This window comes from Paenibacillus sp. Z6-24, from assembly GCF_054161335.1.
The window spans coordinates 3689378-3711520 of the sequence record NZ_CP096398.1 but is presented as its reverse complement, the minus strand read 5'-3'; the positions used below and the strand labels follow the sequence as shown (position 1 = coordinate 3711520).

At 49.7% G+C, this 22143-nt stretch carries 18 protein-coding genes; 14 read left to right on the top strand and 4 right to left on the bottom strand.

Annotation, left to right across the window (positions count from 1 at the left end; all coding sequences use genetic code 11):
• The first annotated feature begins 242 nt into the window (after positions 1-242).
• The 4 genes from M1D61_RS16090 (at position 243) to M1D61_RS16075 (ending at position 4065) form a co-directional block, all read left to right on the top strand.
• Entirely contained in the window at positions 243-638 is a 396-nt protein-coding gene (locus tag M1D61_RS16090) for a DoxX family protein (protein ID WP_458119660.1), read from the top strand.
• 62 nt (positions 639-700) lie between these two features.
• Complete coding sequence (locus M1D61_RS16085) at positions 701-1327, top strand: nitroreductase family protein (RefSeq protein ID WP_458119659.1); 627 nt, start codon at positions 701-703, stop codon at positions 1325-1327.
• A 276-nt stretch (positions 1328-1603) separates the two neighbouring features.
• Positions 1604-2617, top strand: coding sequence for a homocysteine S-methyltransferase (gene mmuM, locus M1D61_RS16080; RefSeq protein ID WP_458119658.1), 1014 nt, complete (start codon positions 1604-1606; stop codon positions 2615-2617).
• A gap of 44 nt (positions 2618-2661) precedes the next feature.
• Positions 2662-4065: an amino acid permease gene (locus M1D61_RS16075; RefSeq protein WP_458119657.1), complete on the top strand. Its 1404-nt coding sequence runs from the start codon at positions 2662-2664 to the stop codon at positions 4063-4065.
• Positions 4066-4241: 176 nt separating this feature from the next.
• On the opposite strand, the gene M1D61_RS16070 is transcribed toward M1D61_RS16075, so the two are convergent.
• On the bottom strand, positions 4242-5585 hold the full coding sequence (locus M1D61_RS16070; RefSeq protein ID WP_458119656.1) for a carboxypeptidase regulatory-like domain-containing protein: 1344 nt from the start codon (positions 5583-5585) through the stop codon (positions 4242-4244).
• Between the two features lie 466 nt (positions 5586-6051).
• On the opposite strand from M1D61_RS16070, the gene recQ reads away from it, so the two are divergent.
• Positions 6052-7926: a DNA helicase RecQ gene (gene recQ, locus M1D61_RS16065; protein ID WP_458119655.1), complete on the top strand. Its 1875-nt coding sequence runs from the start codon at positions 6052-6054 to the stop codon at positions 7924-7926.
• Positions 7927-8025: 99 nt separating this feature from the next.
• Here the strand turns inward: recQ and M1D61_RS16060 are convergent, their stop codons facing one another.
• Positions 8026-8433: a DoxX family protein gene (locus M1D61_RS16060; RefSeq protein WP_458119654.1), complete on the bottom strand. Its 408-nt coding sequence runs from the start codon at positions 8431-8433 to the stop codon at positions 8026-8028.
• Positions 8434-8681: 248 nt separating this feature from the next.
• Here M1D61_RS16060 and M1D61_RS16055 point away from each other — a divergent pair, with 248 nt between their 5' ends.
• From M1D61_RS16055 to M1D61_RS16035, 5 genes are all read left to right on the top strand, one after another.
• Positions 8682-9509 (top strand): hypothetical protein, encoded by an 828-nt coding sequence (locus M1D61_RS16055; RefSeq protein WP_458119653.1) that lies wholly within the window; start codon positions 8682-8684, stop codon positions 9507-9509.
• An 87-nt stretch (positions 9510-9596) separates the two neighbouring features.
• Positions 9597-10349 carry a thioesterase II family protein gene (locus M1D61_RS16050; protein ID WP_458119652.1) on the top strand — a complete coding sequence of 251 codons (753 nt, stop codon included), beginning with the start codon at positions 9597-9599 and terminating at the stop codon, positions 10347-10349.
• A 120-nt stretch (positions 10350-10469) separates the two neighbouring features.
• Positions 10470-12239, top strand: a complete 1770-nt coding sequence (locus M1D61_RS16045; protein WP_458119651.1) for a B12-binding domain-containing radical SAM protein — start codon at positions 10470-10472, stop codon at positions 12237-12239.
• 226 nt (positions 12240-12465) lie between these two features.
• On the top strand, positions 12466-13260 hold the full coding sequence (locus tag M1D61_RS16040) for a protein phosphatase 2C domain-containing protein (RefSeq protein WP_458119650.1): 795 nt from the start codon (positions 12466-12468) through the stop codon (positions 13258-13260).
• Between the two features lie 163 nt (positions 13261-13423).
• Positions 13424-14155, top strand: coding sequence for an HD domain-containing protein (locus tag M1D61_RS16035; RefSeq protein ID WP_458119649.1), 732 nt, complete (start codon positions 13424-13426; stop codon positions 14153-14155).
• Positions 14156-14265: 110 nt separating this feature from the next.
• Here the strand turns inward: M1D61_RS16035 and M1D61_RS16030 are convergent, their stop codons facing one another.
• Positions 14266-15729: a glycoside hydrolase family 32 protein gene (locus M1D61_RS16030; RefSeq protein ID WP_458119648.1), complete on the bottom strand. Its 1464-nt coding sequence runs from the start codon at positions 15727-15729 to the stop codon at positions 14266-14268.
• Positions 15730-16066: 337 nt separating this feature from the next.
• Positions 16067-16981 (bottom strand): methyl-accepting chemotaxis protein, encoded by a 915-nt coding sequence (locus M1D61_RS16025; RefSeq protein ID WP_458119647.1) that lies wholly within the window; start codon positions 16979-16981, stop codon positions 16067-16069.
• Between the two features lie 609 nt (positions 16982-17590).
• Here M1D61_RS16025 and M1D61_RS16020 point away from each other — a divergent pair.
• From M1D61_RS16020 to M1D61_RS16005, 4 genes are all read left to right on the top strand, one after another.
• Complete coding sequence (locus M1D61_RS16020) at positions 17591-18073, top strand: DUF7716 domain-containing protein (RefSeq protein ID WP_458119646.1); 483 nt, start codon at positions 17591-17593, stop codon at positions 18071-18073.
• 65 nt (positions 18074-18138) lie between these two features.
• Positions 18139-19962: an HSP90 family protein gene (locus tag M1D61_RS16015; RefSeq protein ID WP_458119645.1), complete on the top strand. Its 1824-nt coding sequence runs from the start codon at positions 18139-18141 to the stop codon at positions 19960-19962.
• A 202-nt stretch (positions 19963-20164) separates the two neighbouring features.
• Complete coding sequence (locus M1D61_RS16010) at positions 20165-21238, top strand: hypothetical protein (RefSeq protein WP_458119644.1); 1074 nt, start codon at positions 20165-20167, stop codon at positions 21236-21238.
• A 207-nt stretch (positions 21239-21445) separates the two neighbouring features.
• Positions 21446-22105 carry a nitroreductase family protein gene (locus M1D61_RS16005; protein WP_458119643.1) on the top strand — a complete coding sequence of 220 codons (660 nt, stop codon included), beginning with the start codon at positions 21446-21448 and terminating at the stop codon, positions 22103-22105.
• The last annotated feature ends 38 nt before the right edge of the window (positions 22106-22143 follow it).

The window sequence follows — 22143 nt, the reverse complement described above, 5'->3', positions numbered from 1 at the left end:
ATGATCTACGGAATCATCAATAAAGAAATCGATATCAAGGCACATCAAAGTGCACATTTTTTTTGGAATAATATCTTAATATAAAGATATTAGGAAATAGCCATATATGAAGGAATTAATGCACATTGCCCTTTTATGCAGAACAGACAAACAACAATCTGCTTATCAGTCATCAGCCTGCAATCAAAGGCATCTGCAGATTATTATTCAAAAATAAACTTAAAATCCGGGAGGAAAAGAAAATGTGGAGTACGGGATTATTGTTAATACGTGTTGTGATTGGTGTCATTTTTGCAGCGCATGGGGCGCAGAAGCTGTTTGGATGGTTTGGTGGATTTGGTCCCAAAGGAACCGGCGGCTGGATGGAATCGCTCGGGATCAAGCCTGGTGTAACAGCTGCAGTAGCAGCCGGACTGGTGGAATTGCTGGGTGGTCTGGCATTTGCTGCAGGACTGTTCACTCCAATTGTCGCTGTGCTGCTCTCGCTGACCATGGTGATGGCGATCGTCAAAGTGCATGCTCCCAACGGATTCTGGAACACAGCAGGCGGTTACGAGTTCAACCTGATCCTGATCGTCGTACTGATCGGTGTCGCTCTGACCGGTGCAGGTGCCTACTCGCTGGATGCCCTGATCTAATTTTGTACAATTCAGACTGTAATCTATCTACCCCACCCGATAAATGAGAGGAACGATATCGCATGAGTGAACTGGTATCCATTATCAAACAGAGAAGATCCGCCAATAAATTTCTACCTCAGGTCGATATTTCATCCTATGAGCTGGAGGAGATCTTTGAACTGGTCAAGTATGCACCATCTGCCTTTAATCTGCAGCATGCACACTATGTGGTCGTTCAGGATGAGCAGCGCAAGCAGCAGATGTATGAAGCTTCCGGCAAACAGTATAAAGTCCAGACTGCTTCGGCCGTTGTGATCGTACTCGGTCATATGGATGCCCATCATAATGCCCCGCAGATCAATGAAGGACTGCTTCATCTCGGCATTCTCAATCAGCAGGAATATGATATTCAGGTAGCATCGGTGCAGCAGTTTTATGACGAACGGGGCGAAGTATTCAAAAGGGACGAGGCGATTCGTAATGCGAGCCTGTCTGCGATGACATTCATGCTGGCCGCCAAGGACAAAGGCTGGGATACCTGTCCAATGATCGGTTTTGATCCTGCCGCTGTTCAGCAGATACTGGATATTCCGGAACGGTATGTACCTGCGATGATGATCACCATCGGCAGGGAAGATACGGACAGCCAGCGCATTAGAGGCTATCGCAAGCCTGTAGGCGAATTTGTCAGTTATGATCATTTTTGAGCGACTGCCTGCTGCCATTACAGGATGAAGGATCAGTGCATTTAAAATAAAACAGTATATCGAATAGACCGGACAGCCAGCGATCATGCGGGCTGTCTTTTGTACATATGGTTTACAAATGAACAGGAATCATCTAAAATACGTTCACAATAAGCTGACATATCTGGCAGGATGGACAGACTGCACTTTTTCCGCTGATGGCGGGTCCGGTACAGTTATTTTCTGTCAGGAGGAACTTTTAACAGCATCAACTTTATTGCATGAAAGGGGTAAAGCATGAATCCGATTCAGTCTATATTAGAACAATACCCGGTCATGATCCTGGACGGCGCAATGGCTACCGAACTGGAGCGCAGTGGTGCGGATCTCAATGACAGTCTCTGGTCGGCACGGCTGCTGCTGGATAACCCGGAGGCGATCCGGCAGGTGCATCACCGGTATTTTGAAGCAGGAGCGGACTGTGCGATTACGGCGAGTTATCAGGCTACAATTCCGGGCTTTGTGCAGCGCGGATGGAGTGAGCAGGAGGCGAGAGAACTGATCCGCAGATCGGTACAGATTGCAGTGGAAGCGCGGGATTCGTTCTGGTCCGGCTATCAAGGCTTGAGCAATAGGGACAATTACTCTGCAGCAGATCAGTCCGTCATCAATCAACCGGATATCGAAACCGCTGCAGCCCCACATCGTCCACGTCCGCTTGTCGCCGCCTCTGTCGGTCCGTATGGTGCCTATCTGGCGGATGGCTCCGAATATCGCGGAGACTATGAACTAAATGAACAGCAGCTCGTCCAATTTCACGAGCCGCGTATCCGGGAACTCGTCGCTGCCGGTGTAGATGTGCTGGCCTGCGAGACCATTCCCTGTCTAATCGAAGCAAAAGCCATCATCACCGTGCTGCAGCAGTTCCCCGGTGTGTATGCCTGGTTCAGCTTCAGTGCGAGAGACGAAGAGCATATCAGCAGCGGAGAACGTGCCGCAGATTGCGCAACCTGGCTGGATACGCAGGAGCAGGCAGCAGCTGTAGGCATTAACTGTACTGCTCTCGACTATATTCCATCGCTGATCCGTACCATGCGGTCACAGACGAGCAAGCCGATTCTGGTCTATCCAAACTCCGGTGAACAGTATGATCCCGTGACCAAGACGTGGCATGGATCTGCATGCACACAGGATTATGGACAGCAGGCACGCGATTGGTATGAGCAGGGAGCCCGGCTGATCGGCGGCTGCTGTCGTACGACACCCGCAGATATCAGCAGCGTGCGTGCAGCGCTCAGAGGTGAAGCATAGCGCAGCAAATTGAATAAGCTTCAATAAGGAAAGGTAGGAATGTGATGTCAGCAGAACAGGAACCGGCGGCTAAGGAAGCCGAAGCCGGACAATTTCAACGCAAAATGAAAAGCCGTCATCTGGTCATGCTCTCTCTCGGGGGTGTGATCGGAACCGGCCTCTTTCTCAGTTCGGGCTATACGATTAATCAGGCAGGTCCGCTCGGTACGATTCTGGCCTATCTGGTCGGTGCGGTTATCGTCTATCTGGTGATGCTTTGTCTGGGCGAACTGTCTGTACATATGCCGGTAACGGGTGCCTTTCACGCGTATGCCGCGAAGTTTATTGGTCCGGGTACCGGGTACATGATTGCCTGGATGTACTGGCTCACCTGGGCTGTTGCGCTGGGTTCGGAATTTACGGCAGCCGGTCTATTAATGCAGCGCTGGTTCCCGGATACATCGGTCTGGATGTGGAGCGGCATATTCGCGATACTGGTCTTTTTGTTAAATGCGTTCTCGGTGCGTTCTTTTGCCGAAGCCGAATTCTGGTTTTCCGGTATCAAGGTAGCGGTTATTCTGCTGTTTATCGTATTGGGCGGAGCTGCGGTGTTTGGACTGCTGCCGATGAACGATACGAATGCTGCACCGCTGCTCAGTAATTTTACGAGTGACGGCGGGCTGTTCCCAAATGGCATCTTTCCGATCTTTATGGCGATGCTGTCCGTGAACTTTGCTTTCTCGGGTACCGAGCTGATCGGTATTGCCGCCAGGGAGAGTGTGGAACCGGAGAAGACGATTCCGCGTGCGATCAAGGCGACTGTAGGCCGCCTTATTATTTTCTTTGTCGGTACGATTTTCGTGCTGTCGGCCCTGATCCCCTGGCGGCAGGCGGGTGTGATCGAGAGTCCGTTTGTAGTGGTGTTTGATCGGATCGGTATTCCGTATGCGGCGGATCTGATGAACTTTGTTATCATTACCGCGCTGCTGTCGGCGGCGAACTCCGGTCTCTACGCGTGTTCGCGGATGCTGTGGTCGCTTTCTTCCGAGCGTCTGCTGCCGCCGCTGTTTGCCAGACTGACCCGTGCGGGCATTCCGCTGAATGCGATGATCGTCAGCATGCTCGGCGGGGGACTGGCGCTGCTGTCGAGTGTGCTGGCACCGGATACGGTATATATTTTCCTGGTGTCGGTATCAGGCTTTGCCGTTGTCGTGGTCTGGATGGGCATTACCGCTTCCCAGTTCATGTTCCGCAGACAGTATATTCGTGAAGGCCATGATGTGCGCGATCTGAAATATCGCACGCCGCTGTATCCGTTTGTACCAATTGCCGCTTTTGTGCTCTGTCTGGCGTCGTGTATCGGTATAGCCTTTGATCCGAATCAGAGTCTGGCTTTTTACTGCGGAATTGCTTTTATGGTGCTGTGTTATGTGGTGTATTATATTCAGCGACGTCTGCGCAAAACCTAATATAGCCGATCTATGCTATGGCATCCAGCCATAGAATGATTGCATAAATACAAAACAACGCGGTATCTTTCAGAGGAAAGATACCGCGTTGTTTTGTATTTTATCTGATCCCATAAGAAAAGGACCGATTGTAAAGACTAATTCCTAGTAGAATGAAATTCATCAGAAGTTCTATTTTACCGGCTGCTGTATGCAAAATGATACAGCGTATTGATATCGGCTTGCACAGTATTTGTTCCACTTGCAAAGGCAATATCGATAATATCAAAGTAATGGGTAGATGCCGGGGCAGAGTAGGAATACTGACCTATAGCCGGTCCAATATTCATTGGAATAGCAAAGTATCCCATGCTGTCTGTAGTGCCAACTTCTGTGATGATTTTATTATTCAGCTTTACTTTCACGCCTACGCTTACGAGTCCATTGGCAATTGGATTGCCAGTAGCATCAAAAGCACGGCCTTTAACGGTAATGTTGTAGCCTACCCGCCACTTTTGGCCGTAACCATAGTTTACCATTCCTTGCACGCCACGGTCGGAAACTACCTCACTGATGGCAACACGTGTAATTGCCGCATTCTGGTAATTAACACTGAGTGTATATGGGGTAGTGAGGTCAAAGTTGGATGGTGCCATTACTTGAACATAATAGCTTCCAGCAGGAAGTACAATTTGTCCATCTGTATTTTGGTTTAGTGTACCCAGGCTTTTCAGGTTCGCATCCCAGATTTGCAGAATATAAGTACCATTAGCAGAGGTGTTATTCAAACGAAGATTCACTTTGCTCTGTGCATTCAGTGTGATTTTGCTCCAGTCTTCGTCGAGAGCATTATCGATGTTTTGTTGACTGGTGAAAGGTGCAGTACCACGGTCCTTGGCAAACCAGGGGTTGTCATCCGGCTCACTTTGATCATAACTGTCTGACTGCGTAGTGAACAGAGTAAATGGATTGGTTGTATCAGCGCCCTGATAAGAAGTTACACTGATATAGTAGGTTCCGGGAGTTCCAATATAGCTCAGCAGTTCATATAGTCCGGCACCTTTAGAAGAGAGGGAGACTTGTTCCAGTGTAGACGTAGTCGTGTTCAGGCGATATAGCGCCAGGTCATAATCGGTGTTGGTAGTGCCTGCAGCCATATAAGCAGTTAGCTTCAAATTGGCTTGCATGGATGTTTTATACCAGCGGCTCTCTCCCTGCTGAGTAATGTAGCCATTGATGATAGTATTGCTGTCAATAGGAATAGCTTGATCTGGTGAAGTATTGGCGCCGTATGTATCTTCAGCTGCCGTCAGGCTGCGCAGGTTTTGGTTTTGCAAGCTGATACTTTTAGTAGATATTTTCTTTTGATCAGCGGATTTGGTTACGGATGGTGCAGACTCAATTAGCGGTTTGAAATTTTGAGGTTTGGGAAAGGAAGCTGTAGCAGAACCGGATTGTGCATAAGCAGACGTGCTACTCATACTAATCCCAATCGATAGAGCAAGCGCAGCGACACTCAACATTTTCAATGTTAATTTCAAATTACTATCCCCTTTAAATGTATTAAATTACCATTTTATTATATATTCTAACAATAGATTGTCAACCATAAATATACTTTAGGTCCTAAATAAGCCAATTTTTAAATAGTACTTATTACTTAGTAATGATAAAAAAGCAGTACTAACTTGCTACTAGACCCTATCAGTCGAGAAAATAGGATGATTATACAGTAGTCAGCAGATGCGAATACACTGGGAAAAGAGCGGGGATTACGTTATAATTGAAAGCAGGAAGCAGACCAGGCAGGCTACGTATCCTTACGGGTCTGCTTTTTGCCGTCTGCCGTAAATAGCATACATTCACAGGTCTACTCTGGTAAAATAGAAGAAGAGCATACTGTGTTGTGATCGAGTCAATTGTCACCTGCCGCTGGGCAGATCATACGATAAGCCAATCAATACTACGAGATGTAAAGATACATTTTATGAGATAGGAGTTTTGTACATGAGCGTGCAGGCGCCTGCCATGCAGCAGGCACAGGAGCTGCTGCAGAAATATTTTGGATATGAGGATTTTCGGGAAGGACAGCGCAAGATCGTGTCTAGTCTGCTGGAACGACGTGATACGCTGGGCATTATGCCAACCGGCGGTGGTAAGTCGATCTGTTACCAGATTCCGGCGCTTGTCAACGATGGGGTGACGCTGGTGATTTCACCGCTGATCTCCCTAATGAAGGATCAGGTGGATGCACTGACGGCAGCCGGAGTACCTGCTGCGTATATTAACAGCACATTGTCGGGCAAAGAAGTGAATGATCGTATTCGTGCCGCCCGGCGCGGAGAACTGAAGCTGCTGTATGTTGCACCCGAGCGGCTGGAACTGGACTGGTTCCGTGAAGAGATGAACGGCATGCAGATTACCTGTATCGCTGTCGATGAAGCACACTGTGTCTCCCAGTGGGGACATGATTTCCGGACGAGTTATCTGGAGATTGCCCCATTCGTGGAGCAGATGCCGGAGCGCCCGATGGTGGCAGCTTTTACCGCTACGGCTACACCGGAAGTCCGCAGTGATATTTTGCGGCTGCTGCGTCTGGATCAACCGGAAGTGTTTATTACCGGACTGGGCCGGGACAATCTGTCCATGTCCGTATTGCGGGGGACCCAGCGCAAGGAGTTTGTTATTGATTATGCCCGTTCCCATGAAAATGAGTCGGGAATTGTGTATGCTGCCACGCGCAAGGATGTGGATGATCTATACAGCCGTCTGCTCAGCAGCGGTGTAAGTGCCGGCCGTTATCACGCCGGGATGAGTGATGATGAGCGTGATCAGAGCCAGGAAGCATTCCTGTACGATGATGTGCGTGTGATCGTCGCGACCAATGCATTCGGTATGGGGATCGACAAATCCAACGTGCGTTATGTTATTCATTATAATATGCCCAAAAATATGGAAGCCTATATTCAGGAAGCCGGCCGTGCCGGTCGTGACGGCGATCCGAGTGAATGTATTCTGCTGTTCAGTCCGCAGGATATCATGACCCAGAAGTTTCTGCTGGAACAGAATATGAACGAAGGCGACCGCAAGCATAACGATTATCGCAAAATGCAGCAGATGATCGACTACTGCTATACGACCAAATGTCTACGCAACGCCATGCTGGACTACTTTGGCGAAGAACATTCCGGTGAGTCGTGCGGACAGTGCAGTTCCTGCAGGGACAGCCGCGAACTGGTCGATACGACTATTGAAGCGCAAAAAATCTTCTCCTGCATCTACCGGCTGCGCGAGCGGTTCGGCGTATCCGTCGTTGCCCAGGTGCTCAAGGGATCACGCAACAAAAAAATCATACAATACAAGTTTGACGAGCTGCCTACGCATGGTCTGCTGTCCCATCTGACGGAAAAGGAAATCTCCGAGCGTATCAATGTACTGGCTGCCGAGGGATATCTGCTGCTGACCGAAGGACAATATCCGGTGGTGAAGCTGCAGCCCCTGGCTGGCGAAGTGTTAAAAGGCCAGCATAAAGTGATGCAAAGAGCACCGCTGCCTGCCGCTGCTGCAGCCGGACGGGCAGCGTCTTCACACAGTCGTTCCGGCAGCCGTGGTGAAGAGCTGTCTGCCGTGAACGAGACGATCTTCGAACAGCTGCGCCTGATCCGGCGTGAGCTGGCTTCACGCGAAGGCGTGCCTTCCTATATCATTTTCAACGATGCTACACTGCGTGAGATGAGTGTAGTAGAGCCACAGAGCGAAGGCGAGATGCTGACAATCAAAGGGGTCGGCGAAGTCAAATACCGCAAATACGGCGAGCCATTCCTTGCCTTTTTTCAGAAGAAGACGATGGAAGAGGATAGCGTCTATGGTGATGAGCTGTAGGAAGAGGATAGGTTGAATGATCAATATGTTGAAGCAATACAAAGAGGCGTGGTACCTGTGAAGGTGCCACGCTTTTTTAGTCCGCTGCTGCGCCTCCCGTCAAGTACGGCTTGCTCTGCGACCAATCAGCAGATGATCCAGCGACCAGCGTGTGGGGCCGGCAACAACCAGATAGAGAGCGATAACGATATAGGTCAGATCCAGCTCATAACCAGCCATCTGTCCATTGCCAAGCAGGCCCAAAGACAGCTTGGCTGTAAAGATAGCGCCCAGCAGTACTACAATCAGTACCACCGACACATAGCGGGTCAATAGTCCGACAATCAGCAGAATACCGCCAATAAGTTCAATCGACGCTACGATAGGAGCCATGAACCCGGGAATGCCGATACTCTGGAAATAGCCGGCTACGCCATCCAATCCCATCTGAAATTTACTGATCCCGTGAGCCAGAAACAGAATACCGAGTACCACTCGCATAATCGTTGTCACAACTGCAATCTTCATAACAAAAACTCCCTTTTGGTAAAATAATAAATAACTAACTAAAAGTAATTTATAATATTTTTATCAGCAGGTCAATATAAATATTTTGCCACCTACCTCAATCATGAAGAATATCAGGATGAGCGTCGCCATCATGCGGATCGCGGTGTATACTGAACTAGACTGGAAGTTTGACCCATTCCAAGATGTATTTTTCCAATTATCAATGGTATCCTTTTCAATAAATAACGAAGTGAAGGAAGGTTGATATGCCTTTATTTCAGAAATATATAGGTATAGATTATTCCGGTGCAGAGCGTCCGGATTCGCGTATACGCGGCCTTGCAGTAGCCGAGGCTGATGAGGCAGGCAGTTACCGTCTGCTGTACCCGCCTCCCGACAGGACAAGCCGCAGTATCAATATCCTTCCTGCCAAAGCCGGTTGGTGGTCAAGGCGAAGCCTCTATATCTGGCTGCGTGATCAGCTGCTGAACAGCAGTGAACGAATGATCATTGGAATCGATGCAGGTCTATCCTATCCAATCACACAGCTTGATCGGCTGCAGCTGGCAGACTGGGATCAGTTCCTGCAGTGGAGTAATCGTACGTGGAAAACCACCCGGCTCACCATGAAAGACAGCAAGCAGCAGGCCGATTATATAAATTCGACAGACAAGCGGCTGGTGGAGCGTGAATTCATCCCCAGTACCAAGAGTGTCACCGATCTGGACCGGGTATCCGGTATGCAGGGCGCCGTCTCCTATTCGACCCACACCATATTGCCGTGGATTGGCAGACTGCGCAGATATCAGAAGCACGGAATGAAAGTGCATTTCTGGCCGTATGACGGGCTGGATATTTCGGCAGATCACCATGTGATTGTGGAGGGATATCCGTCACTGTACCGACGGCGGATAGAGGAAGATGGCTGGAGTGCCGCGATAAGTGAACACGAGCGGGATGCCTGCTGTATCGCCCGCTGGATGCAGCAGCGCGATCAGTCCCACACTTTGGAGCCGTATCTGAAGTTGGCTACGCTGAGTGCGGATGAACACCGGCTGATCCGACGCGAAGGCTGGGTACTCGGCTGTCTGTAAAGGAACGTATTATCTCAAGCCGCTATATGAAAAGCAAACAAAGCCTCACCCTGTATTTAATTTCACTGAAGAGAGGAACGATATTTTATGTCATACAGCCATTCAAATGCACGCAAAATCAGATTGTTCGCCTTAGCCTATGCCGGCGGCAGCAGTAATATATTTAACAACTGGAAAAAGCAGTTGCATCCCGATGTCGAATTGATTCCGATAGAGCTGCCTGGTCATGGAAGCCGGATGAGCGAATCGCTGCTGGAGCAGATGGACGCGGTGATTGAGAGTGCTTGGCAGGAGATGAGAGATCATCTGCAGGACGACCGGGAGTTTGCTTTTGTGGGACACAGCATGGGCAGCATGCTGGCTTTTGAGATGATACATAAAGTGCACCGGGAGACCGGTCGCTATCCGATCTGCAGCTTTTTCGCAGGCCGGGTGCCGCCGCATATTAGCCGGGATCACCAATGGGGTTCCCTGCCGGATGATCAGTTTATGGAAAAAGTCCGCACACTCGGCGGACTGCCGGACGCCGTACTGGAGCATGAGGAGCTGCTGCAGCTGTTCCTGCCGATCCTGCGGGCCGATTTCCGTCTGGTGGAAGACTACCGCTACAACGGCCAGTATCCACCACTTCCGCTGCCCATCTTCGTCATGACCGGAGAACAGGATAATATGACCACCGAAGACATCCATAGCTGGAGCGCATACTCTGCAGTTTCCTGCCACTACTTCACCTACCCGGACGGCCACTTCTTCATCAACACCTGCGCCGACCAGGTCATCCAGGACGTCAACAACACATTCACTACCATAATCAACAACCGCAACAGCAGCGTATATTAATGTTCTATACCGGCTCGGACGGTATTACACTCCTTACGTCTGCTGCATCGACAGGCACACGCATGGAGCGGAGAAAAGAGAATTCTGCCATCGCCTATGCACACTGAAAGGAGCGATCCCATGAAAGTCGTACTGTCCACCCTGAATGCCAAATACATTCATACGTCCCTGGCGATCCGCTGTCTCAAAGCCTACAGCGAAAAAGACTTTGACATCGACCTAGCCGAATACACGATCAAGGACCCGGTGATGAACATCGTGTCCGATCTGTACCAGCGTCGTCCGGATGTGATCGGATTTTCCTGTTACATCTGGAATATTGAAGAGACGATCAAGGTCATCGATGTGCTCAAAAAAGTGCTGCCGGAAGTTCGTATCGTTCTCGGCGGACCGGAAGTGTCCTATGATACCGAATACTGGATGAACCGGTTGCATAATGTGGATTTTATCGTGATCGGGGAAGGGGAGGAGACGTTCCATCATCTTCTCCAGGAGATCGAAGGAGCAGGCAAGTACCACTTTATTTATGGAGTCGCCTACCGCAAAGGTGAAGAAGTTATCGTCATGCCGGGTCGTCCGAAGCAAGATCTAAACGCGCTGCCGAGTCCGCACCGGTTTGTGGAGGATATCCCGGATTTGTCAAAGCGGGTCGTGTATTTTGAGACGAGCCGGGGTTGTCCATTCAGCTGTCAGTTCTGTCTGTCGAGTGTTGAGGTGGGAGTACGGTATTTTGATATTGAACGAACCAAGAGCGATATTCTGTACCTGATCGCAAATGGCGCCAAGCTGATCAAATTCGTGGATCGTACTTTTAATATCAAGCGTGACTATGCACTGGAAATGTTCCGGTTTCTGATTGACAATCATAACGGCTGTACGTTCCAGTTTGAGATTACCGCAGATATTATGCGTCCGGAAGTGCTGGATTATCTGGCCGAGCATGCGCCGCCGGGCGTGTTCCGCTTCGAGATTGGCGTGCAGTCGACCAACGATCCGACCAATGAACTGGTCAAGCGCCGGCAGAATTTTACCAAACTGAGCCGTACCGTTACCAAGATTAGAGAGTCCGGCAAAATCGACCAGCATCTCGATCTGATCGCCGGGCTGCCGATGGAAGACTACAATACATTCCGTAAAACGTTCAACGATGTATTTGCGCTTGGACCGGAGGAGCTGCAGCTGGGCTTCCTCAAAATGCTGCGCGGCACCGGTCTGCGAATCGATGCGGACAAGTATGAATATACGTATATGGATCAGGCGCCGTATGAGATTTTGAGCAGTCATATGCTGTCTTTTGACGATATTGTCCGGCTCAAACGGCTGGAAGATGTATTGGAAAAGTACTGGAATGCCCATCGGATGGATTATACGCTGCATTATCTGATGAAAGATGAATTCAGCTCACCGTTCGACTTTTTCCAGGAGTTCGGCAATTACTGGGAAGCGCAGGGCTGGCAAAAGATCGGGCATCAGCTGGAAGATTTGTTTATCCGGCTGCAATCGTTCCTGACAGATCGCGGGACAGCGCGGATGGATGTAATCCTCGGACTGATGAAGCTGGACTACTTTCTCAATCATAAATACAAGCCGCGCAAAATCTGGTGGGAACCGACCGTCGACAAGACCCGGCTTAACCATCATATCCAGCGTGCGGTCAAGCAGCCGGAGACGATCTCGCCGGAATTTGCGGAGCTGGGACTCAGCGACAAGGAAATGCACAAGCATATGGTGATGGAAGAACTGCCGTTTCGCCTCGATCAGCTGCTGGCTGGCGTGCCGATTACCGGCGCGGAAGGACGCAGCCTGTTAATGGTCGCCTATCAGCAAAATGAGCAGCAAAAGCCGGTATTCTTCGTCGCTCCCCTTGCACCGGAAAGTGCCGCAATGTAAGAAGTGTGCATTATTGTCGATGCAGACCGTGGCAGGTATGTCGCGGTCTGTTTACTTTTCTGAAAATGCAGCTATCATGATACTAAACCGCATACGAATAAGCACACCGAGCAGAGCGAAGTGCAGGATTGCGGTTACCGTGTGGTGCGTACGTCGGATAAGGTTAATAATAAAGGAATTCGTTACAGTGATTTTCGCAGATTAGACAAAAAAGGAGGCAGCAGCGATGAGTTACAGCTGGGTAGGCAGCAGGTATATGTTTCTGGATGAGATTTCTGTCTCCGAACAAAAAGGCATACATATTGGACGTTATGGTGGACATACGCTGAGTGGTGCGAACAAGAACGAAGACGGGCTAATGATCATTCAAAGCGAGACCGGGCACTGGAAGCTGGCAGTACTGATGGATGCCCACCAGTCGGCCGACAGTGCGACGCTAATCATTGATTATTTGCTCAGTCAGCAGGAAGAATTGGATCGGGTGCTGAACAGCAGCGATACGTTCCAGCGGCTGGACCATTATTTCAGCGGCCTTTTTACAGGCAGGGACTTTCGGGAGGCTTGCCAGCATGTTGAAGGAGAAACAGCCTGTCTGATCCTGTATCAGCGGGATCAGTATCTGTGGTGGTTCTCGGTAGGGGATTGTGCGGCTTACCTCTTGCATCCACAGCTGGCAGAATGGGATCAGTATATGCTCAATCAGCGGCAGTTTTATGAGTGGATCGGCAGGGTCAATACATTTGATCAGCCAGTGCCGTGCTACAGCTCCGGCCGCAGGGAATTGAGAAGCGGGCGTAATGTGATCGTCATGCTGACCGACGGTGTACTGGATGGTGCCGAAGGATATTACAACTCTCCGGCTCATCTGTATGAAGCGTTGTACAATGACAACAGCATGAGCCATAATCTGCATCATATCCTGAGCAGGCTGCATACCCATCAGGCATATGACAGTGCGACGCTGATCTGCTGGGAAGTCGATAATCCTCACGGAGCAGCGATTCCTTCGGACATGAAATAAATTCGCAGAATGTGGATAGGAAGAATAGCGGTCAGAGAATCTACCGCTGGTGCCGCCAGGAGGGGTAGGCGAACGGAGATTGTGATATGATTTGGCAGACTACTCCTGCTGCAAAAGCAGACACACTCCCCCAAAATACAACAGTAGAAAAGAGGGACTAACGATGAACCAACCGACAGAGCCTGTCAATGACCAGACAGAATCCATTCCTGCACAGGAACCGCTTACGGACAGCCCATTCAAAATTTCTCCGGGAAAACAGCAGATGTTGGATGAGACGGAATCCTTTGTCCGCAGGGAAATGAGCGGGGAGACGAGCGGGCATGACTGGTGGCATATTCATCGGGTCGTCCAGATGACCCGGCGTCTGGCTGCGGCCGAGCAGGCGGATCTGTTCGTCACGACGATGGCTGCGCTGCTGCATGATATTCCCGATGAGAAATTAAACCCGTCCAAGGAAGCGGGCATGCAGCGGCTGAACAACTGGCTGGATAGCCAGCCGCTGGACCAGGGAGATCGCGATCATATTCTCGATATTATTACCAATATGTCCTACAACGGAGGCAGCAATCCGCCGATGCGCACGATCGAAGGAGAGGTGGTACAGGACGCGGATCGTCTGGATGCGATTGGAGCGATTGCGATTGCACGTTGCTTTGTATATGCCGGACATGTGGGAGATCTGATGTATGACCCGGAAGTACCTGTACGGGAGCAGATGACGGCTGAGGAATATCGCAATGGTCAGAGTACCGCGATCAATCATTTTCATGAGAAGCTGCTCAAGCTCAAGGACCGAATCAACACGCCGGCCGCCCGTGAGATCGCCGAGGAGCGTCATCAATATATGCAGGAGTATGTGGACCGTTTTTACCGGGAATGGAATGGCATGTAAAAAAACCAAGCAGCAGGGTGTTCCTTCCCCTGCTGCTTGGTTTGCTGCTGCCCAATGTGACGGCAAGCTATAACCAGCAAATTATAACCAATGCTTGTATACCCGGAGCGTTACGGTGCAGCTGCGATATAGCTGTCATACAGCCGAATATCTCCGCCCCGTGTGTAGATGGAGATACGCTCACAGGCTTTGTCCGGGAAAATGAGGCTGGTAATCGAATACAGTCCATCATTGACGAACACTTCAACCGACGAAGTATCCAGAATAATTCGCAGTCCGAAATGACTGCTCGCCGGGATATGAATCTGTTGCGGACGGTTGAACATAGGCGCATATTCCGTTTCCTCGCTCAGCTGGCGCTTAACGCTCAGCAGCTCGCTGCTGGAATTATAGGACACACTGGTCTGCTGGTCTGGCGTATGATGGATAATGATGCCGAACTCTTCAATACCATCATGCTGCAGATGCAGATTGATATCTGCGATGCTCGCCGGCAGATCCACTTCATACGTCTGGCCGCTCGTGATGGACAGGCTTCGTAGTTTGGTTTTGGAAGTAAAGCTGCTGTCCAGCTCGGCTACCGGACGCTGGCACAGTACCATTTTGTCCTTGATCGAGCGCAGCGAGAGCACACGCGGCAGCGTCATGGACCCACGCCAGCTGCCCGTTGGCAGCTGATGGGCATACCGCCAGTTGTTCATCCAGGCCATATAGATCCGGCGGCCATCCGACTGGGGAATATCCGAGAAGCTGACTCCGGCATAATTATCCCGCCCATAATCGAGCCACTGGATCTTCGAGTGATCCGGCATAAACTGCCGTCCGTCAAAGGAACCGGTAAAATACTGTGTACGGGAGCCGTGATACAGATCCGGGCTGTCCCCGATGCTCACGAGCAGCACCCATTTGCTCGCTTCGGTGCCTTCCACCGGCAGACGGAACAGATCCGGACATTCCCATACGCCTTCGTGACAGCCCATTCCGGCACCAAATTCACTGACCAATTTCCAGTCCAGCAGATTGGACGAAGTATAAAAAGAGATGCTCTGCCCTGTCGCCAGCGCCATTACCCAGTAGCCTTTGGGCCGATACCAGAACACTTTCGGATCGCGAAAGTCCGTTTTGTCGGTACTGCGCAGCACCGGGTTATGCTCGTACTTGGTCCATGTGCGGCCGCGGTCATGGCTGTAGGCGATACACTGGGACTGTACATAGGGAGCATCCACATCCGGGGAATCGGCCGTATCCAGATGACTGGTGTAGATGGCTACCATGCCTGGTTCATCCGGGAACAGACCGGATGTATTATTCCAGTCAATGACAACGCTGCCCGAGAAGATTGTGCCGTGTTCATCCGGATAGAGCGCAATGTCCAGCTCTTCCCAGTGAATCAGATCTGTACTGACAGCATGACCCCAGTGCATCGGACCCCAGATGGTAGAATGCGGATGATGCTGAAAGAACAGATGATATTCACCTTCGAAATAAACAAGTCCATTCGGATCATTAATCCAGTTTTGCTGTGGTGCGAAGTGCAGATGCGGTCTGTAGCTTTTGAGAAATGAGGATTCCATCGAATGACCACCTTTGCAGTAATTTGGCTGGTTCGGATTACTACTTCATTATGATAACGTTTTCAACATCGAGCAGTGAAGGAGGATGACTGCTTCTATTTCCTATTTTATACAATTCAAGCGAGATGTTCTATCCCTTCATATCGTTAAAGGTAGAAAAATTGCAAAAAATGGCCGATCAGTATCACAATATCTTGTGATGCCGAGCGGCGGGCGCTGTGCAGGTAATCGATCAATCGGCCAATAGTTGACCGGTTGGATAATGGTTCCGTACTGCTGATATGAAAATGAGTACAGCAGATACGGCGCAGGAAGGTATGATGCTGCCTGTTATGACTTAGATAATATCGGATACCTTGCGCGCCTGGTTATCCAGCTGTTGGGCAGAGGAAGCGATGGTGGAGAACTCATCCAGAGCAACCTGGATCTGCTGCTGGCTCTGTTCTACATTGCTCTGCACACCTGCAGTTCCATCGGAGATTTTATTGATTTCCACAGTAATGGAATCGACGCTGTTTTTGACTTCGATAATGGACTTTTCGACCATACCGGATAATTTGCGTACTTCTTTGGCGACGACATCGAATCCTCGCCCGAATTCACCGGCATGGGCAGCTTCGATGGCTGCATTCAGCGCCAGCAGATGCGTCTGTGAAGAAATATCACGAATCGTCTGTACGACTCCCTGGATGGAATGCGCCTGCTGATGCAGATTATGGAGGGTAGAGGTATTTTCCAGTGCCACATTGGCAATTTTGTTAATGCTGGATAGCAGGTCATGATTGCGCTGGATGCCGGTTTCAGCGCGCTGGCTCAGTTCATCGGCCATTTTTAGCATATCCTGTACGACATTTGTAATGTTCAGTTGGCGTTTGGTAATGTTGGTTGCAATTTTGGTGACGCTGATCACTTTGTTTCCCGCTTCATTAAATACAGGCATATACGTGGCTTCGAGCCAGATTGCATTGCTGTTCGCGTCCATGCGTTTGATTTTATCCTGGTAGCTTTTCCCTGAAATCAGACTGCTCCACATTATCTCGTAATCGGGACTGTTCACGAATTCCGGAAAACAGAACTGTTTATGATACATACCGATCATGGCAGATGGTGAATAACCCATTACAGCTGCAAAAATGTCATTTACATAAGCCACCTGCCGATTGGTGTCAAAACGGATAATGGCCAGGTTATTCTCAAGGGCCTTGATTACAAGTGCATCAGTTACAGTAAGATCTTGATTGTTGGTTATCATCGTACTTTTGCCTCCACGTCCAAATTCATTCTCAGTAGGTTTCTTCGTCTAAAGTTTATCTAGTTAGTAAGTAATTGAATTACCGGGATACTACATATTATCGTATGTCTCGACTTAATTTATTAGGCAAAAAGTAGTATATGGCCAAAAAGTTTACCCAATTTATATTGACCACAAATTAATTTCACCAACATTAATCATATTCAATCACAAACCGTTATAATTCTTCAAATAACGGAAAATTGATGACAGATAGTGAACGAATTTTGATGAAAAAAAGTATTGATTTTATTATCGTATTCCTCGGTTTATATGCTTTCTTTATTTGAATTCTGATTGGACGCTGATCCTATAGTCATGTTGTTCCCGGCGAAATAGATCGGTATACTTATAAGTAACATATTCTGTAATCAGACAGAAATGAAGGAGAGAGCAGCGATACAAGATGTGAGAGTAACCAAACATATATTTGATACCATTGTTCAGCTAACAATTGGTATAAATTAATGGTACCAGATTGCCCAATAGTGAAACGTTTCAATAATTCTGTCGGAAGGCCTTACTTTATCTGGAAGAAGTAGAATGAATCTGATAAAAAGGAGGGATGCTATGAGCAGGTACGAGGATCGCATGGCAGATTACAACAGAAGAACCCGTCCAGATGCGCTTACATTCCGTCATCTGGCCGAACTGGTCGTGCGAAATGGACAGCTGCACAATGAATGGCTCTATACGAATGTGGGGCGCTGGGATGAAGATCCATTGAATACACCGATATATTATTTTAGCGAAGAATGGTTGTGGGATCAGGAAGAACAGGGACTGGCTGTCCATAACGACCGTGAAGATCTGATCCCTGCCGAGCTCGCAGATGAAGGCATACAGACATGGTATGAACTGGCAACCTTGGAGGATGTTATCGACGTGCTCAAACAGGCGGGTCAACCGGTATCGCTGACGATAATTGTCATGGCACTGAAATATTACCACGCATATGATGCGTTTCTCGATTATGATCAGGCGGTCAGCCGGATCGCAGCCGTACATGCACTCCACCAGGTTGCAGAACAAAAGCAGTCCGAAGACACATAACCCATCACATGCTCCGCATCCGAAAAACATGATATCCCAATTTCAGGTGAGAATGGAGAGTACTTATGAGCAATCCAAACAATTACCGCTTTCAGGTGAATCTGAGCGGCATGATCAATATTTTATCCAATCATTTATACAGCAACCCGCGTGTATTTCTACGTGAAGTGATGCAAAATGCCGTTGACGCAATTACAGCGCGCGGTCAGCTGGAGGCCGGATATGAAGGGAAGGTGCATATCGAGCTGGCTGGCAGCGGGGCAGGTTCAACGCTGATCATTGAGGACAATGGGGTCGGTTTGACCGAAGATGATATTCATGAGTTTCTGGCACAGATCGGTCAGTCTTCCAAGCGCGGTGAGGCTGCCTTTACAGGAGAGACGACATTTATTGGACGCTTTGGTATTGGTCTCTTGTCCTGCTTTATGGTCAGCGATGAGATTGTCATGGTGACCCGTTCGGCCAAAGGCGGACCAACACTGGAGTGGCGGGGACAGCCGGATGGCACCTACAGCATCCGTACCCTGGAGTCGGATCTGTCGGCAGGGACCAAAGTCTACCTGCGCTGCAAGCCGGGCAGTGAAATATATTATGAACCGCAGGAACTCGAGAAGGGGCTGTACTACTATGGAGCACTGCTGCCGTATCCAATTACATTCAATGATGGAACATCGACCCGGCAGATCAATGACTATCGTCCGGTCTGGATTCAGGATCCTGAGCTTGCCCGCAGCAGCCGGGAAGAAGTGCTGCAGTACGGCGAGCGGCTGATGGGCGAGCAGTTCAAGGACTTTATCCCGCTGCGCACCGCTTCCGGGCGTACAGCCGGTATTGCCTATGTGCTGCCGCATGCGGTGAATCTGAATGCCAAGCGTTCCCATCAGGTGTATCTCAAGTACATGCTCGTCTCTGACAAAGCAGAAAATATTTTGCCGGACTGGGCATTCTTTGTAAAATGTCTGATCTGGACCGATGAGCTGCAGCCGACCGCATCGCGGGAACATTTTTATGAAAATGAACGACTGGAAGAAGTGCGTGATGAACTGGGTGAAGCGATCCGCAGTGAATTGATGCGTATGGCAGATTACGATCCGGACCGATTGCAGCATATTATCCAGCTGCATGCTCTGTCGATGAAGGCGCTGGCGACAGAGGATGCCGAGTTCTACCGGATTATCCACCGCTGGCTGCCGTTTGAGACGACCTACGGACGACGCACACTGGGCGAGATGCTCAAGGAGCACGATCATATTTACTATACGCTGACATTGGATGAGTATCGACAGATCACCCATGTAGCCTCGGCCCAATCGCTGCTCGTCGTCAATGGCGGCTATATCTATGATGCCGAGCTGATGGTCCTGCTGCCGGAAGTGAATGCACATGTCGTTACGGAGCGCCTGCTGCCGGAGGATGTATCCCTGTCCTTTGTCGATCTGACCCCGCAGGAGCGCAAGGATTATTACGAAAAGACCCGTCTGGCGGATATGGCTCTGCAGCGATTTCGCTGCCAAATTCAGCTGAAGCGGTTCAAACCGTCAGAGCTGCCGGCCCTGTTCACTCTGTCCAAGGAATCGTCCGACCTGCGTTCCCTGGAAGCGGCCAAGGAAGTAAGTACGGATACATTATCCTCGATCCTCGGTTCACTCGGCTCCTCGATGCAGCAGTCGGCTTATTCGACCTTGTATCTGAATCTGGACAATCCGGTAGTCGAACGTATTTTCCAGCCTGGCAGTGAAGAGATGATGCAGGTGGCTGTCGAGATGCTGTATGTCAATGCGCTGATGATGGGTCACTATCCGATGAACAAGCAGGAGATGGCGGTATTGAACCAGGGCATTCTGCGCTTTATCGAATGGGGATTGTCTGCAGCCGATCTGTTCCGGTGATTGAGCCGGGAGACCGAAGTGCATTATTATATCCGGCTGCCGCAGGAATAGGGTTATACCGGGGAGATTGACGATATGAACGCGCTGGCTGATTATATACTCGGACAGGCAAGGGGATAGCGGCCGGTTTCGGCAAGAGGAACGGAAACGAATAGTATACGAACAGGATTCATTAATATATCGAAGAAGCGGAGGCGGCAACATGAGTATGAATACAGAACAGGATTATGAAGAATTGCTGGAAGAGGCCTATGATCTGCCCAATGGACGTGCCAAGCTCGAACTGCTGGAGGAAGCAGCCCGTATCGCCGACAGTCTGGGTGAAGTGGAGGCTGGTTACGAGATCCGTGGAGAGATTGTTGAGACCGCGACATTCAGCGGTTATCCGCGCAAAGCGCTGGTAGCTTTCTCCTGGCAGCTCGGCCAATTTGATAAAAATCCGCAGGAGTACGATGAATACACTCTGCTCTGGTCATATAAATGGATCGTGGATAATCTGCTGTGCTTCCCGGAGATTGAGCGTGCACAGATCGATAATCTGCTGGAAGATATGCGGCGCCGGTATCAGGAGTACGGCTATAATGATCGTACATACTGGTACTACCGATTTACCCTGGCCCTGCAATCCGGTGAGCTGGAGGAAGCCGGACGTTTCCTGCATCAGCTGACTCCGATGGAGCGGGATGGCATGAGCGACTGTCAGGCCTGTGAGCAGAATGAGTTTGTCGAGTATTATATGCGTCTTGGTGATGATGAGCAGCTGTTGCATACCGCGCAGCCTATTCTGACCGGCAAAATGACCTGTGCGGAGATTCCGCATCTGACCCTGTCCAAGGTACTGCTGCCGCTTTACCGACAGGGACGACAGCAGGAAGCGGAGAAATGCCAGAAACAAGGCTACCGCCTGATCAAGGACAATCATGATTTCCTACGCAGTGTAGGCGAACATATCGGTTATCTGACTGTAACCGATCCGTTCAAGGCGCTGGAACTTTTTGAAAAGCATATCGCATGGACCGCCGAGCATGAAGATCCGCTCGACAATATGCTGTTCCACAGCTATGCAGCAGCCATGTTCCGTCGTCTGGCAGAAGAGCAGGTGAACTTTAATGTGAAGCTACCCTCTTTTTATCCGTATCCGGAGCATGCGACCGATGTGAACAAGCTGGCTGCCCAGTACAGCGAAATGGCACTGGAAACTGCCCGCAAGCTGGATCAACGCAATCATAACCAGTATTATATGGACTATATCCAGGCGTCTTGTGACAAATTGTAGAGGTCTGCAGCGCAGGTATTACCTGCAAGCAAGCTGAATAATCATAATATGAGGACTGAATATTTGTCGTCACAACATAATCAGGTATAATAGTAAAAGTTACTATTTAATTGTAACTAAACAAGATGGAATCGGCAGAGAAGGATGCTTGTTCCGGACATCCGTCCACAATCCGTTTCTACACAGCCAGAGGAGGCGTTATTTATCATGAGTAATTTATTTGAACAGCGTAAAACAGTTCGCAAGTATACATCACAGCCTGTCCCTCACGAGGTATTGCGAAGTGTGCTGGAAGATGCACAGAAGGCACCTTCCTGGGCCAATTCACAGCCGTGGGAAGTATATGTAGCAACAGGTGAGGCGTTGGAGCGGCTGCGTGCAGCCAATTTGAAGGCGTACGATGAGAAGGTTCCGGCCGATGATTCCGATATGCCGAGACCTGCCGTATGGCCGGAGTATCTTCAGGAGCGCATGAATGCAGCCTATGCCAAAGTGTTTGAGCAAAGCGGTATTGCGCGTGACGATCAGCAGGCACGTGAAGACAACTGGCGCAATAACTTTTACTTTTTTAATGCACCGGTGGCGGCATTCATTTGTCTGGATCGGAATCTGACGGAATGGTCCACACTGGATGCAGGCATTTATGCCGGCAATCTGATGCTGGCTGCGGCGCAGCATGGATTGGGCTCCACACCGGCAGCCAGCTCGGTATCCTATCCGCATATTTTACGTGAGGTTCTTGGTATTTCCGAACATCAGCGGGTTGTAGTCGGCATTATGCTGGGCTATGAGGACAAGGAACATCCGTACAACAGACCGACCAGCTCGCGGGTACCGCTTGAAGAAAATATTCATTTCAGCCATTAATTCCGGTGAGCTGCCAATCGTTATAACCGGCAGCAGAT